General features: G+C 66.6%; 8 protein-coding genes. 2 read left to right on the top strand and 6 right to left on the bottom strand.

Annotated elements, in window-relative coordinates:
• Positions 1-21: 21 nt before the first annotated feature.
• The 4 genes from ACWGPE_RS01605 to ACWGPE_RS01620 form a co-directional block, all read right to left on the bottom strand.
• Positions 22-1,314: a Gfo/Idh/MocA family protein gene (locus ACWGPE_RS01605; RefSeq protein ID WP_308191585.1), complete on the bottom strand. Its 1,293-nt coding sequence runs from the start codon at positions 1,312-1,314 to the stop codon at positions 22-24.
• Positions 1,295-2,197: a carbohydrate ABC transporter permease gene (locus ACWGPE_RS01610; protein WP_255680036.1), complete on the bottom strand. Its 903-nt coding sequence runs from the start codon at positions 2,195-2,197 to the stop codon at positions 1,295-1,297. Before ACWGPE_RS01610 ends, ACWGPE_RS01605 begins: the two co-directional genes overlap by 20 nt.
• A gap of 32 nt (positions 2,198-2,229) precedes the next feature.
• A complete protein-coding gene (locus ACWGPE_RS01615) occupies positions 2,230-3,126 on the bottom strand; it encodes a carbohydrate ABC transporter permease (protein WP_452047961.1) in 897 nt (298 codons plus the stop codon).
• 85 nt (positions 3,127-3,211) lie between these two features.
• A complete protein-coding gene (locus tag ACWGPE_RS01620) occupies positions 3,212-4,513 on the bottom strand; it encodes an ABC transporter substrate-binding protein (protein WP_231428755.1) in 1,302 nt (433 codons plus the stop codon).
• Between the two features lie 194 nt (positions 4,514-4,707).
• On the opposite strand from ACWGPE_RS01620, the gene ACWGPE_RS01625 reads away from it, so the two are divergent.
• Positions 4,708-5,958, top strand: coding sequence for an ROK family protein (locus ACWGPE_RS01625; RefSeq protein WP_231428756.1), 1,251 nt, complete (start codon positions 4,708-4,710; stop codon positions 5,956-5,958).
• On the top strand, positions 5,955-9,080 hold the full coding sequence (locus ACWGPE_RS01630) for a glycoside hydrolase family 2 TIM barrel-domain containing protein (protein ID WP_231428757.1): 3,126 nt from the start codon (positions 5,955-5,957) through the stop codon (positions 9,078-9,080). Before ACWGPE_RS01625 ends, ACWGPE_RS01630 begins: the two co-directional genes overlap by 4 nt.
• A 9-nt stretch (positions 9,081-9,089) precedes the next feature.
• On the opposite strand, the gene ACWGPE_RS01635 is transcribed toward ACWGPE_RS01630, so the two are convergent.
• Positions 9,090-9,863, bottom strand: a complete 774-nt coding sequence (locus ACWGPE_RS01635; protein ID WP_231428758.1) for a FadR/GntR family transcriptional regulator — start codon at positions 9,861-9,863, stop codon at positions 9,090-9,092.
• Positions 9,864-9,972: 109 nt separating this feature from the next.
• Positions 9,973-14,934 carry an Ig-like domain-containing protein gene (locus ACWGPE_RS01640; RefSeq protein WP_452047962.1) on the bottom strand — a complete coding sequence of 1,654 codons (4,962 nt, stop codon included), beginning with the start codon at positions 14,932-14,934 and terminating at the stop codon, positions 9,973-9,975.
• Positions 14,935-14,959: the final 25 nt, after the last annotated feature.

Genomic DNA, 14,959 nt, shown 5'->3' on the forward strand with positions numbered 1-14,959 from the left:
GAGAGGGAATCGCGGATCGTGTCAGGCCGCTTCGCGCGGGAGAGAGACCACGGTCCCGGTGCGGCGGGCTTCCTCTGCCGCGAACACCACACGATGGCTGGCCATGCTCGCGGAGATGCTGGATGAGAGGTGCTCGGGCGAGGCATCCCGCAATGCCGCGACGAATTCGGACATGAGTCCTCGGTCGCCGCCACCGTGCCCCGTCGCGGCGTCGAATCCGAGCCCGTCGGTGTCGTACACCGTCGTCTCCAGGGTGCGGAAATCGTAGACGCTGATGATCCGCCCGTCGCCGGTGATCTGCCCAGCCGTGCCGAACAGGCGCGTCTTGCGGTTGGCGCCCTCGGTGAACGCGGAGAGGGTGAAGCTCGCGAGCCTCCCGTCGGAGAACTCCATCTGAACCGTCTGATGGTCGACCACGTCGTTGTCGCAGAGGTAGGCGCAGCGGCCCCATGGGCCCGTCTCCAGGGCTCGGTCGATCGCCTCCGGGGTCACTTCGCCGGCCATCACGAGCGCGTTGTACTCCTCTGCGGAACCCGGATTGTTTAGACCGCTGCGATAGAACCGCACGGCGTCGAACGCGCAGGCCGACGCTACGGGGCACGTGATGCATCGGTCGGTTGCACCGGCGGGCTGCGACTCGGGTCGGAAGTACCCGAGCGAGCCGAAAGAGGTCACCCGCTGCACAGGCCGCCCCATGATGTGCAAGAGCCAGTCGATGTCGTGGCACGATTTTGCCAGCAGCAGGCTGTGGCTGGTGGCGGAACGGGCCCAGTTCCCGCGCACGAAAGAGTGCGCGAAGTGGAGGTGGCCGATCGGCTCGAGATGCTCGATCTGCATGATCTCGCCGATCGCCCCGGAATCGAGGAGCTCCCTCAACTTCTGCGTGTACGTGGTGTAGCGCAGTACGTGACACACCGTGATGCTGACGCCGTTGACCCTCGCCGCTTCCTCGATGTCGTCGCAGTCCTCTGGGCTGGTCGCGATCGGCTTCTCCAGGAGGATGTCGTAGCCGGCCTGGGCGAAGGCCACGCTCGCATCCCGGTGAAACTCGTCTGGGAGCGCGACGATGACCGCATCGGCCAGACGGGGCAGGGCGACAAGGTCGCGCCAGTCGTCGAAGGCCCTCGCGTCAGTGAAGAGGCCGGTGAAACGGGCCAGCGTCGTCGGGTTCCGCTCTGCGACGGCGACGACTTCAACACCCGGAAGCTCGGCTGCCTCCGCCGCATACGCGTACCCGCGCATACCGGCTCCCACGACAGCGAGGCGTACGACTCGCTCCTTTCCGAGGCGGGTGTCATCCCTTTGCTGCACCACTGAGCAGTCCCTTCACGAAGTACTTCTGCAAGAAAACGAAGAGGATCACGATCGGGATCGTCGCGAGCACCATGAACGCGAACACCGCGCCGTAGTTCGACACGTGCTCGCTGATCTGGCGGTACATGCCGACAGTGACCGTGCTGCCGCTGGCCGGCCCGAGGATGATCAAGGGGGTGATGAAGTCGTTCCAGAGCCCGACCGCCAGGAAGATGATCACGCTCGCTGCGGCGGGCCGCAGCAGGGGGAACACGATCGCCCAGAACGTCCGGATCGGCCCGGCGCCGTCGATGGCGGCGGCCTCCTCGATCTCTTTCGGGATGGTCCGCATGAACCCGGTGAACACCAGCACGCCGAACGGCAGGTTGCCCGCGACGTACACGATGATCAGTCCGAAGATCGAGCCGATCATGCCGAAGTCCTTCAGCATGCGCAGCAGCGGCATCAGGGTGGTCGCTGCGGGGATCATGAGCCCGAGCGGGATGGCGATCCACAGCGCCTTCGCGAACCAGCTCGTGGAGCGCACCATGTAGTGCGCCATCATCGCTGCCAGGACGGTGGAGATCAGCGTGCCGATGACGGTGATCTGGATGCTGTTGACCAAGCCCGTCCAGAACAGCCCGTCGGGGCGAGTGAAGACGTCGATGAAGTTCTGCACGGTGAGAGGCAGCACCGGGAGCCCGGGGTATTTGTAGATGTCCTCCTGCGTCTTGAAGGCGTTCAGCAGCACAAGGTAGATCGGGTAGATGAAGACGGCGGTGACGACCAGGGCGATGATCGTACGGACCGGTCCGGCGCCGCTTGCTTCGAGGCCGCGCCAGCGGCGCCGGGATCGCTGACCCCGTGGGGCATCGGCGGTGACGATCGCCTCCGTGGCGGTCATCGACGTTGCGTCGACCGTCGTTTCTGCGGTGATCACAGGTCGACCTCCCGTTTGCGCATCATTCGGATCGAGAACAACGAGATCATCGCGATGATGATGAACATCACCGCGGCCTTGGCCGCGCCGTACCCCACGGCCCCCGCATCGAGGCTCGTCTGCACGACGTCGAACGCGAGGGTCGACGTCGTGCCGACGCCCGGCCCGCCGTTGGTCATGACCTTCACCTGGTCGTAGATCTTGAAGCCGCCGATCATCGACAGCACCGTCATGATCGTGACGGAGGGGGCGAGCAGGGGCCACGTCACGGCCCAGAATCGGCGCACAGGTCCGGCGCCGTCGATGGCTGCTGCCTCGAGGAGTTCCTTGGGAATGCTCTGCAGGCCGGCGAGGTACAGCACGACGCACACGCCGACGGACTGCCACGCAACGATGGCGCCCACGCTGTACAGGGCGAGGTCGGGGTCGGAGAGCCAGCCCGGCGGCTCCGGCACGAACGGTCGGAGGGCGGCGTTGATCAGGCCGTCATCCTTCAGCAGCAATTGCCAGACGACTGCGACGACGACCGATGAGAGGATGACCGGCACGAAGAAGACGGCGCGCATTGCGTTGAACGCCCAGCCGCTCCGATCGAGGAGGATCGCGATGCCGAGGCCGACGGCGTTCGGCACGATCACGGCGATGATCGTGAGGATGACGGTGTTCCTCAGGGTCTGCAGGTACGCCGGGTCGGAGAAGAGGTGGATGTAGTTCTCGAGTCCGACGAACGAGGTGTCGACACGGTAGGCGTCTTCGTTCGTGAGGCTCGACCCGAACGCGACCAGGAGCGGCCAGAGCACGAACACCGCGTAGAGGGCGGCGCCGGGCAGCGCGAACAGGAGGAAATGGAGCGGGTTGCGCAGGATCTTCCGGCGCTTGGTCTGCGTGTTCATGGAGGCGTCTTCGCTTCTCGAGCATCTCGTCGGGAAGGGGAACGGCCTAGGACGGAGGCCGTCCCCTTCCCCTTGCGGGACGCGGTTACTTCTGCGCGGCGGCGTACTGCTCGTCGAGGTACTTCGCGAACTGCTCGGGCGTGGTCTTGCCCGTGAGCAGATCGACGTTCGCCGCGATCATCTTGTCGTTGAACCCAGGAGGAAGCGCACCGTCGCCGGTGATGTTGCCCCAGGCCGGCACTGTCGCCTCAGCGGAGGTGGCGAGGTCGTACGCGGCCACCATCTCGGTGTAGAGCGCACCGACGCCGTCGGGGATCGTGTAGTCCTTCACGGTGACGATTCCGCCGTCGACGATGGCGGAGGCGTCGAGGTTCTCCTTGTCGGTCGCGAAGGCGAGCGCCCATTCCTTGGCGAGGTCGACGTGCTCCGAGTTCGCGTTCACGTTCATTCCGGCACCGGTGACGACCGGAAAGGCCGGCTTGCCCGCATCGCTCGGCCACCCGAAGACGCCGATGTTGTCCAGCTTCTTGCCGTCGGCTGCGGCAGTGAACCACGACCCCATCGGGTACATGGCCGCCTTGCCGTCGATGAATGCCTGCTCGAGGTCGGCGTAGGTCCGGGTCATACCGTCGGGGTCCGCGAGGCCGTCCTTCATGATCGACGACACCTTCTCGGCTGCGCCGACGAACTCGGGGTCGGTGAACTTGACCTCGTCCTTCTCACGCTTGAGGAACCATTCCGGGTCGTCGATGAGCACGTCGGCGGAGACGGCGGCGTTGAGCGCGAAGGCCGTCGCCCAGGTGTCCTTGCCGCCGCCGCCGATCTCGAACGGGGCGATGCCGGCCGCCTTCAGCGCGGCTGCGTCCTCGATGAGTTCGTCGTACGTCTTCGGCGGGGCGCTGATGCCGGCCTGCTCGAAAAGGTCCTTGTTGTAGTAGACGAGCGGGATGGCCTGCGCGGCGGTCGGGATGCCGTAGAACTTGCCGTCGATGGTACCCGAGGTGAAGTCGGTGATTCCCGCTGCCTCCAGTTCCTCGCGGCTGTACTCCGCGAGCTCACCCTTCTGGGCAAGGCCGTTCGCGATGCCTGCGGCGAAGATGTCGGGTGCCTGGCCCGACGCGAACAGCTGCTGCGCGTAGGCCGGGGTGTTCTCGCCGACGACCTTCTTGATCGTCACGCCTGGGACCTCCTTCGAGGCGCGGGCGATCGCGGCATCCCAGTACTCCGGGGTCAGGTTCGGGGATTCGGAGACGAGGAAGGTCAGGGTGACGTTGTCGTCAGAGCCGGAGGAAGCGGACCCGCCGGCGGTGCAGCCGGTGAGCGCGATGGCGGCCGCGGCGACGGCACCCAGGGCCAGGTACCGCGTCTTACGTCGTTGTATACGCACGAGTGTCTCTTTTCTCGGGGTGGGGTGTGCGGCGCGATGTGGGGTGCGACGCAATGAAGCAGGTTTACCAAAGTAGTTTTCGTATTCTCTCCGGCTCGGGTAGTTTTGCAGGAGGCAGGGGTGCTGTCAACCCTATATTTCTGCTAGCGTTTGGGGATTGCGAGCACTCTGACGATTCAGAAATGAGATTCACTATGTCGGTCAACGATGTCGGCTCGGGCACTGCGTACGCGGGGGACTCCTCCGCGTTGCGCAGGATGAACGTCGTCGCAGTGCTGCGCCTCCTCTACTCCGCGCAGGCGGACCCCGGTCTCCGCAGCGGCGAGGGCGATGGTGCAGACCGGTACACCGTCACCGAGATCGCGCAAGCGGCGGGAATTTCGCGGCCGACCGCCGAAGACGTGGTGGACGCGCTGATCGGGCAGGGCTGGCTGGTCGAGGCGCCACCGAACCCGCGTGGTGGACGACGTCAGGCCGGTCGGCCCGCTCGGACGATCCGGTTCGATTCCCAAGCCGGCTGCGTGGCCGGGATCGATCTCGCGCCGCACTGGGTACGGGCGCTCATCTCCGATCTGGCCGGCACGGTGATCGGACGGGCCGACTATCCCGTTGCCGACGGGGCTACCGCGGAGGAGCGTGGCGCCGCCGCCCGCACGGCGATCACGGAGGCACTCCGCCTTGCCGGCCGCGACTCCGACCAGATCCTCGCCGCGACCGCCTCGACGGTCGGCATCGCGCGCGCCGACGGCCAGGTCGTCCGCTCGACGATCCCCGAAATGATGGGGCAGAACATCGCCGAGATGCTCGGGCAGTTCCTTCCAGTCCCCGTGCACGTGGCGAACGACATGCGCGCCGCCGTCCTCGGCGAGTACTGGGTCGGTGCGGCCGCAGGGTGCGACAGCGCCGTCTACCTGCACGTGGGACGACGCCTCGGATCCGCGTATCTCATCGATGGTGTCTCACCGTTGGGCCATCACGGTGCCGCTGGGGAGATCCCACCGGAATCCGGTCGCCGGCTGATCCATGCATACCGCAAGCTCGTGAGCTTCACTGGGGTCGACGTCGATGCGCTTCCGGATGATCGGGTGCTCGGGATCGATCCGTTGACGGTCTTCGAAGCAGCGCAGCGGGGTGAGGCCGACGCGCAACAGGCCGTCGTGGACTTCGCGGACGAATTCGCCGAGGGCATCGAAGGGCTCGTCATCACCGTCGATCCCGAGGTCGTCGTCGTCGGCGGCGGGGGCGTGGTCGCCGGCGACATCGCGGCGGAAGCTATCCGCTCCCGCCTCTCCCGAGTGTGCATGTTCGAGCCGCGCGTGGTCGTCTCACCGCTCGGCGAGAGCGCCGCCGCAATCGGCGCGGTGCGTCTCGCGCTGAACAGGATCGAGGAGAACCTGTTCACGAATCCCTTCGCCCATGCGAACACCGCCGAGAAGGCCGGATGAACGACACTGCCGGATACATCACCGCGATCGGCCCTGGATCCGGTGCACGCCGGCCCGCGCGATCGTGGCTGCGCTCTGACGCGCCGTTCCTGTCACTCGACGGACCGTGGCGCTTCCGACTGCTGCCGGGGGCTCCGGGTTCCGTCGGCGCACCGGACGCCCTGCCGGCGGGCGAGGCGGTCGACGGGTTCGCCGCTCCGACGTTCGACGACTCCGACTGGACCACGATCGAGCTGCCCTGCCACTGGGTGCTCGCAGCCGACGGCGCATTCGGATGGCCCGAGTACACGAACAGCCAGTTGAGCATCCCGATCGATCCGCCCTTCGTGCCCGACGAGAATCCGACCGGGGACCACCGCCGAACCTTCGACGTGCCGGCCGACTGGCTCGACCCGCTCCGGTTCGAGGCAGTGGTGCTCCGGTTCGACGGCGTGGAGTCGATCTACCGGGTGTGGGTGAACGGGCGCGAGATCGGTGTCGGGGTCGGCTCCCGGCTCGCGCAGGAGTTCGACGTGTCCTCCGCACTGCATCCCGGGCTCAACACCATCGCCGTTCGTGTGCATAAGTGGTCGGCCCAGACGTTCGTCGAGGACCAGGACCAGTGGTACCTTCCCGGCATCTTCCGGGACGTGAGCCTGCAGGCGCGACCCATCGGCGGCATCGACGACGTGTGGCTGCGGACGGCGTTCGACCCGACGACGGGGAGTGGCGAGATTCTGCCAGAGGTCGTCGCCGCCGACGCGGCGTACCCGATCCGGCTGCGGGTTCCCGAGCTCGACGTCGACGTGAGCTGGCCGACGGCCGACGACGTGCGGCCCGTGCGCATCGCGGCGGTCGCACCCTGGTCAGCCGAGATCCCCCGCTTGTACGAGGCATCCGTGGCCAGCGCGACCGAGACGATCACGCTGCGCGTGGGATTCCGCACCGTGCAGATCGTCGACGGCGAGATCAGGGTCAACGGCACCCAGGTGATCTTCAACGGCGTGAACCGGCATGAGACGCACCCCGACCACGGCAGGGTGTTCGACGAGGCCTGGGTGCGCGAAGAGTTGCACCAGATGAAGCGGCACAACGTGAACGCGATCCGCACGTCGCACTATCCGCCGCATCCGCGGGTGCTCGACCTCATCGACGAGGTCGGATTCTGGGTCGTACTCGAGAACGATTACGAATCGCATGCGTTCGGCAAGGCGGAACCCGTCCAATGGGAACGGAATCCGAGCGGCGACCCGCAATGGCGCGACGCCGTCGTCGATCGGATGCGCCGCACGGTCGAGCGTGACAAGAACCATCCGAGCGTGATCATCTGGTCGCTCGGCAACGAGTCTCACACCGGCGAGAACCTCGCCGCTGCGGCCAACTGGGTACGCGCACGCGACCCGGAGCGGCCGGTGCACTACGAGGGCGACTATCAAGGCCGCTACACCGACATCTACTCCCGGATGTACACGTCCGTCGCCGACGTGCGCAGCATCTGCAGCGACGAAGACGGATCAACCCCGTGGGCCACCGACTTCGCCGAAGCGGCGAGGGTGCGAAAACGCCCCTTCCTGATGGCCGAGTACGGCCACGCGATGGGCAACGGCCCCGGCGGCCTCGCGCGCTACGAAGAACTGGTACGTGCGCGCAACGCCGACGGCAGCCGGAGGTACCCCCGATTGCACGGCGGGTTCATCTGGGAGTGGCGTGATCACGGCATCCGGCAGACGACCCCCGACGGCGAGGAGTACTTCGCCTACGGCGGCGATTTCGGCGAACGCGTGCACGACGGCAACTTCGTGCTGGACGGGCTGGTGTTCTCCGACGGCACGCCGAGCCCCGGGCTGCTCGAGTTCGCTGCCGTCGTCGCCCCGGTCGAATTCGGCACGCCAGAGGTGCACGACGACCACGTCACAGTCGGGGTGCGCGGGCACGCAGGCGTCGACATCGCGCCCGTGCAGTTCACCGGCCGTGTGGAGATCGACGGTGCGCCTGGGGAAGAGGTTCCGGTGCTGGACACGGGATCCGAGTCGCCGCTCGCTGCGGGCGAGTGCCGGTCGCTGCGCATCACGCTGCCGCAGCTCGCCGACGAGCAGGAGATCTGGGTGACGATCGATGCGCGCTACGACGCCGATCTTCCCTGGGCCGGAGCCGGACACATCGTCGCCGTCACGCAGTTCGACCTCACCCGCCAGCGCGTGCACGACCACGCCCGAGCGGAGGCGCCGCCGCCCCCGGCTGTGACCTCGCCGGCATCCGGCGCGCACCGGGCGACCCTCGGGCCCGCGTCCTTCGCCGGCGGCCGCCTGACCTCGCTGGCCGGGCTGACCACCGGGCCTGTGCGCTGCGAACTGTTCCGGGCGCCGACCGACAATGATCGCGGCGCGGGCGCCGTCGACTCCACTCGATACGACCCGATGCTCCCGGTCGACTACCGGCACGCGACCGTCGATCCCCCGCACGCCGACGTCTGGACACGGGACTACTTGCACCTGCTCGTCGGCCGCGTCGAGTCTGTGGAGGTCTTCGCAGAGGGCCTGCGGACGCGTAGCCGATGGGCGCCACCCAACTCGCGGCACGCCGTCACGCTGACCGAGACGTGGCAGCTGCACCGGGGGGAACTCTGGGTGAGGTTCGACTTCGAGCCGACCTCCGACTGGCCCTACATCTGGCCGCGGCTCGGCGTCCGCCTCGATCTCCCGCGCGAGGTGGACGGCGCACGCTGGTTCGGCACCGGCCCGGGCGAGTCCTACCCCGACACCGACCACGCGGTGCGCGTCGGACGCTTCGCCGCGGACATCGATGCGCTGAGCGTTCCCTACGCGCGACCGCAGGAAACCGGACACCGTGCCGGGCTGCGCGAGTTGACGCTCACCGCGAACGGCGTGCCTCGCGTGCGACTCGACACGCCTCCGGACCTGCAGGGCCGCTGGCCCGGGTTCACGCTCACACGTCATACCGCGCAGGAACTGGCACAGGTGCGGCATCCGTACGAGTTGCCCGCGCCGAGCGCGTCCCACCTGTACCTCGATGCCGCCCAGAACGGGATCGGGTCGCGGTCGTGCGGTCCCGACGTGTGGCCGGGCGACATGCTCAGCAGTGCGGCACGGACGATCGTGGCGCGGATCCGGGCACTGTCGTAGCGATCCGCGTCAGTCCTGCGAGGGCCCCTGGGGCGCGGTGAACACGCGTCCGAGGATGGCGCTCTTGAACTGCTGCGCGGTGAGGTCGACGTGTTCGGTCATGAGGCGGACGGCGAGCGCCGTGTCGCCGTCCGCGATCGCCGCCGCGATCGCGACGTGCTGATCCGCTGCGGCGCTGACGGATCCACCGGCGGTGCTGGCCAGCGCGATGACGCTGATCTGTTGCTGGAGGCGCTGCACGGCATCGAGGCATCCCAGCATGAAGGTGTTCGCCGCAGCCTCGCCGATTGAGCGGTGGAACACGGCATCCGCCCGGTTGAAATCCTCGAGGTCGCCGGCGGCGAGTTCCCGGGTGTGCTCGGCTGCCTCCCGGATCGCCCTCACCTGCGCCGGGGTCGCCCTGCGGGAGGCGAGATCGGTGGTACTGAGCTCGACGAAGCGACGGAACTCGAATATCTCACCCACCTGGTCGGGGTCGGCGGGCAGGAACCCGGAAATCGAGGCGCCCCAAGGCGCCTCCGGCGGCCGGGCCACATAGATGCCCCGGCCGCGCTGGACGGAAAGCCGTCCAAGCGCCGAGAGGATCTTCACCGCCTCCCGGACGATGGTCCGCGACATCCCGACGATTTCGGCGAGTGCGCTCTCGGTGGGCAGGCGCGTCCCGGGCGGCAGTTCCTGCTCGACGATGTACTCGAGGATGCGCTCTGCGGCGATCTCGTAGCCGGGACGGTAACCGGATGCCGGCGCCGGCGCGTCGAGTTCGGCCCCTGCCTCAGATGCCACGTTCACCCTCCCTGGGGGTCGCTGCGTCCGAGCCTATTACAGCAACGGCAGGGCGCCCGGCGCCGCTCGTGGAGCGGCACCGGGCGCGTCTGGGGTCGGTCACGCGGCGTCAGCCTCGCGCCACGGTGATTACGGCTTCAGCCTCTACCTGGGAGCCGGCGATCGTGCCCGTCACTGTGAACCAGCCCTCCTTCGCGACGTCATCCTCGGAGATGGGCTCCCACTCGACCGCGACGGCCTTCGTACTGCCGTCCGAGTACACGGCGTCAACCTGCGCGGGCAGCATGGGGATACTTCCGACCGTGGTGTCGACAGGGAGCGAGACGGTGTCCACGACCGTGCTGGCTTTCTGCGGGCCGTACACCTGGAACTCGACCAAGCCACTCTCCCCGCCGACTGCGACGTTGTCATACGTCTGGTTCGGATCGATGGTGAACTTCATCCAAGAGGTCGTGACCGGGCTGTCCAGCTTCACAAGGTTGTCGGGCTGCCCGTCCCACCGGATGTCCTTCACCAGCTTGCTGCCGCCTTCCCACTCAATGAGGCCCTCGCCGGCGTGATCGACGAGCGCGCCGCGATCGACGAGGTTGACCCGATCGATCTCGATCGGCGACGGGAAACGCAGCGTGATCGAGGGCTTGGCGTCCGCCTTCTTCGCGGCCCACGTCGTTGCTCGGTTGTCGTCGATCGCCATGGTGCCGACGTAGCGCGGGTCCTGATTGTTCCCGTTGGGGTCACCGGTTCGGTCGCGCACGGACGAGACGGTCACGTCCGCCAGGCCGGCGAGGTTGTCTCCCGCGGCCTTCAGCTTCGCTGCGCCCGAGCGGATGGTCACGCCGTCGAGTTCGACGACGGCTTCGACCGTCGACGTGAACGTACCGGTGATCGGTTCACCGAGCACGATCGTGTCGCTGCCAGGCACCTGCTTCAGCCGGCTGTCGCCGAACTCGTAAGAGATGTCTGCCTTCGACAGGTTCGCCATGTCGCCGGTGTTGAGCGTCCCCTCGAGCGACGCGACGACGGGAGCACCGACGCGGATTTCGTCCGCGGAGAGCTTCAGGCTCACCTCGGTGAGGAACGTCGGCAGCGAGATCCGCCCCTGGGCGTCGACGTTCACGTACAGGTAACTGCTCGCGCGGTACCCCTCGTGATCGGCTGTCGCGGTGATCTTCGACCGCCCTGCGGCGACGGCCGTGACCCTGCCGGTGGCGTCGATCGTGGCGACATCCGGGTTCTCGCTCTCGAACGACAGCTCGGACGGGTCAAGGCTGATCCCCGCGTCCTGGAATGAGCGTCCCTCGACCTCGACCTGCGCGGTCTTCGCGTCGTCGGCGACTGCTGCATCGAGGCGGATGCTGCCGAGCGCCGTCAGGTCTCGCAGCGAACCGATCCGCACCTCGAGTACGTCCACCGGGCTGCCGTTCTGGCCGCCCTCCGGGAACGACACCCGTACGTAGCGCGCCTGCACGCTGTCGTGTGCGGGATCGACGGGGTAGTCGTAGTAATTGCCCTCCTGCTCCCATCCGTACAAGGTGGTGTCGTTCTTCGGCACGGCCTTGGTGTTCCGCGACGTGGGCAGGCCTCCTCCAGACAATTCAGTCGTCTGCGTGCCCGTGGTCCACTCGGTCCCGTCCTTGCTGTACTCGATCTTGAGCTTCTGCGGCGCGTTCGTGTAAGTGACGTTGTCGGCGTTCGGCATGTGGTGATCGAAGAACACGTTCACCCGTGAAAGCTCCTGCAGCGACTTCAGGTCGTAGGTGATGCTGCCGGCCTCCCCGCCGGGGATCCGCCACCGGGACGTGTTCGCCCCGGAGGCGTCGTTGATGACGCCGTCGGAGAGGTCCTTCGCGTCTACCGCGTCGGTTGTCACCTCTGGTACCAGGCCGGCCGCGGCGTTGGCATCCGGCTGCACCGTGACGAAGTTCCGGGATGCCGTGAAAGTCTTCCCGTTCACCGTGATGTCTGCCCAGTATGCGTACATCGTGGGCTTGTCCACGGTTCCAGTGGCTCGAAGCTCGCCGTCGGCCACCGAGAACGGCACAGTGCTGGCCGGAACCTCACGGATGTCGATCTTTCCGCCGGGGACGTCCCGGCGGCCATCGACGGTCGCGTAGTGGTAGGTCACCTTCGACGACGAGACGATGTCGACGCCGCCGCCCTTCTCGGTGTACCCCGTGAAGCCGACCTCCACCCGCTCGCGCGCGTCGAGCTCCTTCCAGAATCGCGCTCCCCCGGTCGACATCTCGATGCCGGTGAGCGGCAGGTTCGGCGAGATCGCGCCGTCGCGGACGATCACCGGGTAGGTGTCCTTCTTCACCTGCGGCGCGTTCACTCCGTCGTCGTAGGTCGCTGTGACGGTGATCGTGGCGGTGCCGTCGGCACCGGCATGGATGACGCCGCTCTTCCCACTCGGACTCGCCACGCTCGGGTTGTCTGTCGTGAAGGTGAGCTTCGCCGGGGCGAGCACGTTCGTGTAGCCGTTCATGTAGCTCTCCGCCCGAAGCTTGAGCAGCTGAGGTTCCTGCTGGCTGCTGAAGACCTTGACGCTCGACAGCCGGTACTCGCGGGTGTTGTCCTTCGTGGTGACCTTGATGACCGTGTCGATCGGGTCCGTCCGCACCGAGGAGGTGTCGATGTCCACGTAGTAGCCGGCGTCCGTCTTCGCCGTGGTGAACGGAAGTGCCCTACCCTTGTTCAACCACTCGACCTTGGCGATGTCGTGGGTGAAAGGTCCAACCCTCTGCAGAGTTTCAGCGCCGTCGAGCCCGGACTTCGCGGTGCCCTTGATCTGGTTCTCGATCAGGTGCAGGTACACGTACTGATCGCGGGCCATCGCGTAGCCCCAGTCGGGTCCTTGGCCGAAGGCGATCGCCTTCTGCGGGTCCTCGAACCAGCCGGGCTTGCGCTCATAGTCGAGCGTGTAGGGCGTGGTGCCGTAGAGCGACTCACGCAGGTCGGGGCCTCCGCGGTTGTCCATCCAGGTGATGATGCCCTGTCGCATGTCCGAGAGCTGCTGCGACGAGATCGGGACCATCGAGAAGATGTTCGTGTTGTCGAGGTTGCTGCTCAGGTTGTCCATGCCGCGGGTCACCGTGATCGACGAGTCGTAGTTCATCACGTAGCCGTGGCCGTACTGGTTGATGAGCTCCTTGGTCGCCTCGCGCCAGTCGTCGCGCTCGTTGCCCTTCGCGTACTGGGTCCAGACGTCGAGCGCGGTGGTGTAGGGGTCGTTCCACTCCTCGTGCGCGACCTTGCGACCCTGCTTCAGGATGCCGTTGACCCAGCCGCCCTCGTTGTAGGGCTCGGCGTTCCAGAAGGGCCGCTCGTGCAGGGTGATGTCCTGGTCGCCGGTCTGCGCGTTCGGGTTCGCGTCGATGAGCACCCGGTCGTTGTAGTTGCGAGCCGAGCTCCAGGCGATATCCGTGTTGGAGTACGACTCGGGGCCGCCGTCGGCGAACAGGTACCACGGGTCGTAACGGGCGACGAGGTTCTGGATGTCGCTCTCGAGGATCTCGCGTCCTTCGTAGAGCGAGGAGACATAGACCCCGAACTTCATCCCGTACCGTTCCGCGGCGTCTTTGGCCTGCTGCACACGGTCTTTCACCTGCCAGGCGCCGTCGGTTGACTGCTCCAGCGCACCGTACTTGAACAGCTTGTTGCCGTCGTTCGGCGTGAGGTTGGCGTTCGGTGACGGCCAGTAGTAGACGGTGTTCTGCAGGCTCTCGGTGGAGAGCATGGTCATGCCCATCTCCTTCGCCGTGCGCGCCCACTCGTCGTAGTTGTAGTTCGGGTCGTACAGGTTGGGCATCGTGCCCGTGGTGTGCGAGAGCGCCGACATCTTGCCGTCGATGAACCAGTCGACCGGGTTCTCCTTGACGGTGATCGTGTACTTCCTTGTCGCCGTGGCGCCGTCGGCATCGGTGACTTTCACGGTGAAGGCGTAGTCCTTGCCGTTCTTGCCCTGGGCGCCGTCCTTCACGGTGCCGGTGATGCTGCCGTCAGCGGCGAGCGTCAGCCCGGGCGGAAGCTCTCCGTCCGTGACCTTCCACTCATATCCCGGTGCGCCACCGGCCGCCTGAAAGGTGAAGGCGGAGGCCTGCGGCGCGATGCCGGAGGTGTTCCGTTTTCCATCCAGTGTCGCGGTCATGGCGACGTAGGGGTTCTCGTCGTACCCGTAGGGCAGGACGTTGGCCGGGTAGTCGTTCGCAGGAACGTTCGCGTTGCGCTGCGTGAATGCGTCCTTGTCCACGTCGAGTCCACGCGTGACGATCTCGAGCTCATCCGTCGCGCTGGAGGATGCCGAGTACGTCAGTCCGGGGACGGTGTTGCCGTTCGCATCCGAGATGCGCGAGTAGAACCCGAGGAAGTTCTTGCTGGCCCCGGGGTTCTTGTGCTGAATCTGGATGACCAGTTCGTTCCAGCCAGCTTTCAGCTGCACGGCGTAGCGCGTGCCGGATTTGCTCACCCGGCCAGGGACGGAAGTCTGCGCTCCCACCTTCTCGTCGTTGGCGAACACGGAGTAGACACCGGAGCCGCCGAGCTGCCATTGCACGGTCTGTGCCGTCGGGCTGTAGACGTGCGTTGCGGCGAGCACCCACTTGTCGACGGTGGGCTGCCCCTGTTTGACGTCGAAGTAGCCCATCAGGTCGTTGTAGTCGTCGTAATTGCGGTTGAAGATCCGGTCGTCGAAGTACTGCCAGCGCGACTTCTCCGCACCGCCCGGGGCGACGACCTCATGGCCGAGAACGGCCGTGGGGGCGTCCGTCCCCTGGATCACGGGAACCGTGAACGGCCCGGAGACGAGCCACTGATTGAGATACGGTGCGGTGCCGGTCGTCTGCATGGCCAATGCGGGCTGTAGTGGCAGCAAGCACCCGGCGACCGCGGCAGCGGCGATGAGCGCGCCCCCCGTTCGCTTCCGGATTCTGCGGGATCTGGTCATGGTGATGTCCTTCTCTTCATCGAGGGGCAGATGTATCAGATTCAAGCGAACGTTCCCGCCGAGTAGACCAGATACATTGCACGATCCGCAAGACACATCGCAAGAATGCGCCTGATCAACCTGATTCATTCGCGCTGGCGCCGAGCGGCTCGAC

Source organism: Agromyces sp. NPDC055658, assembly GCF_053618155.1.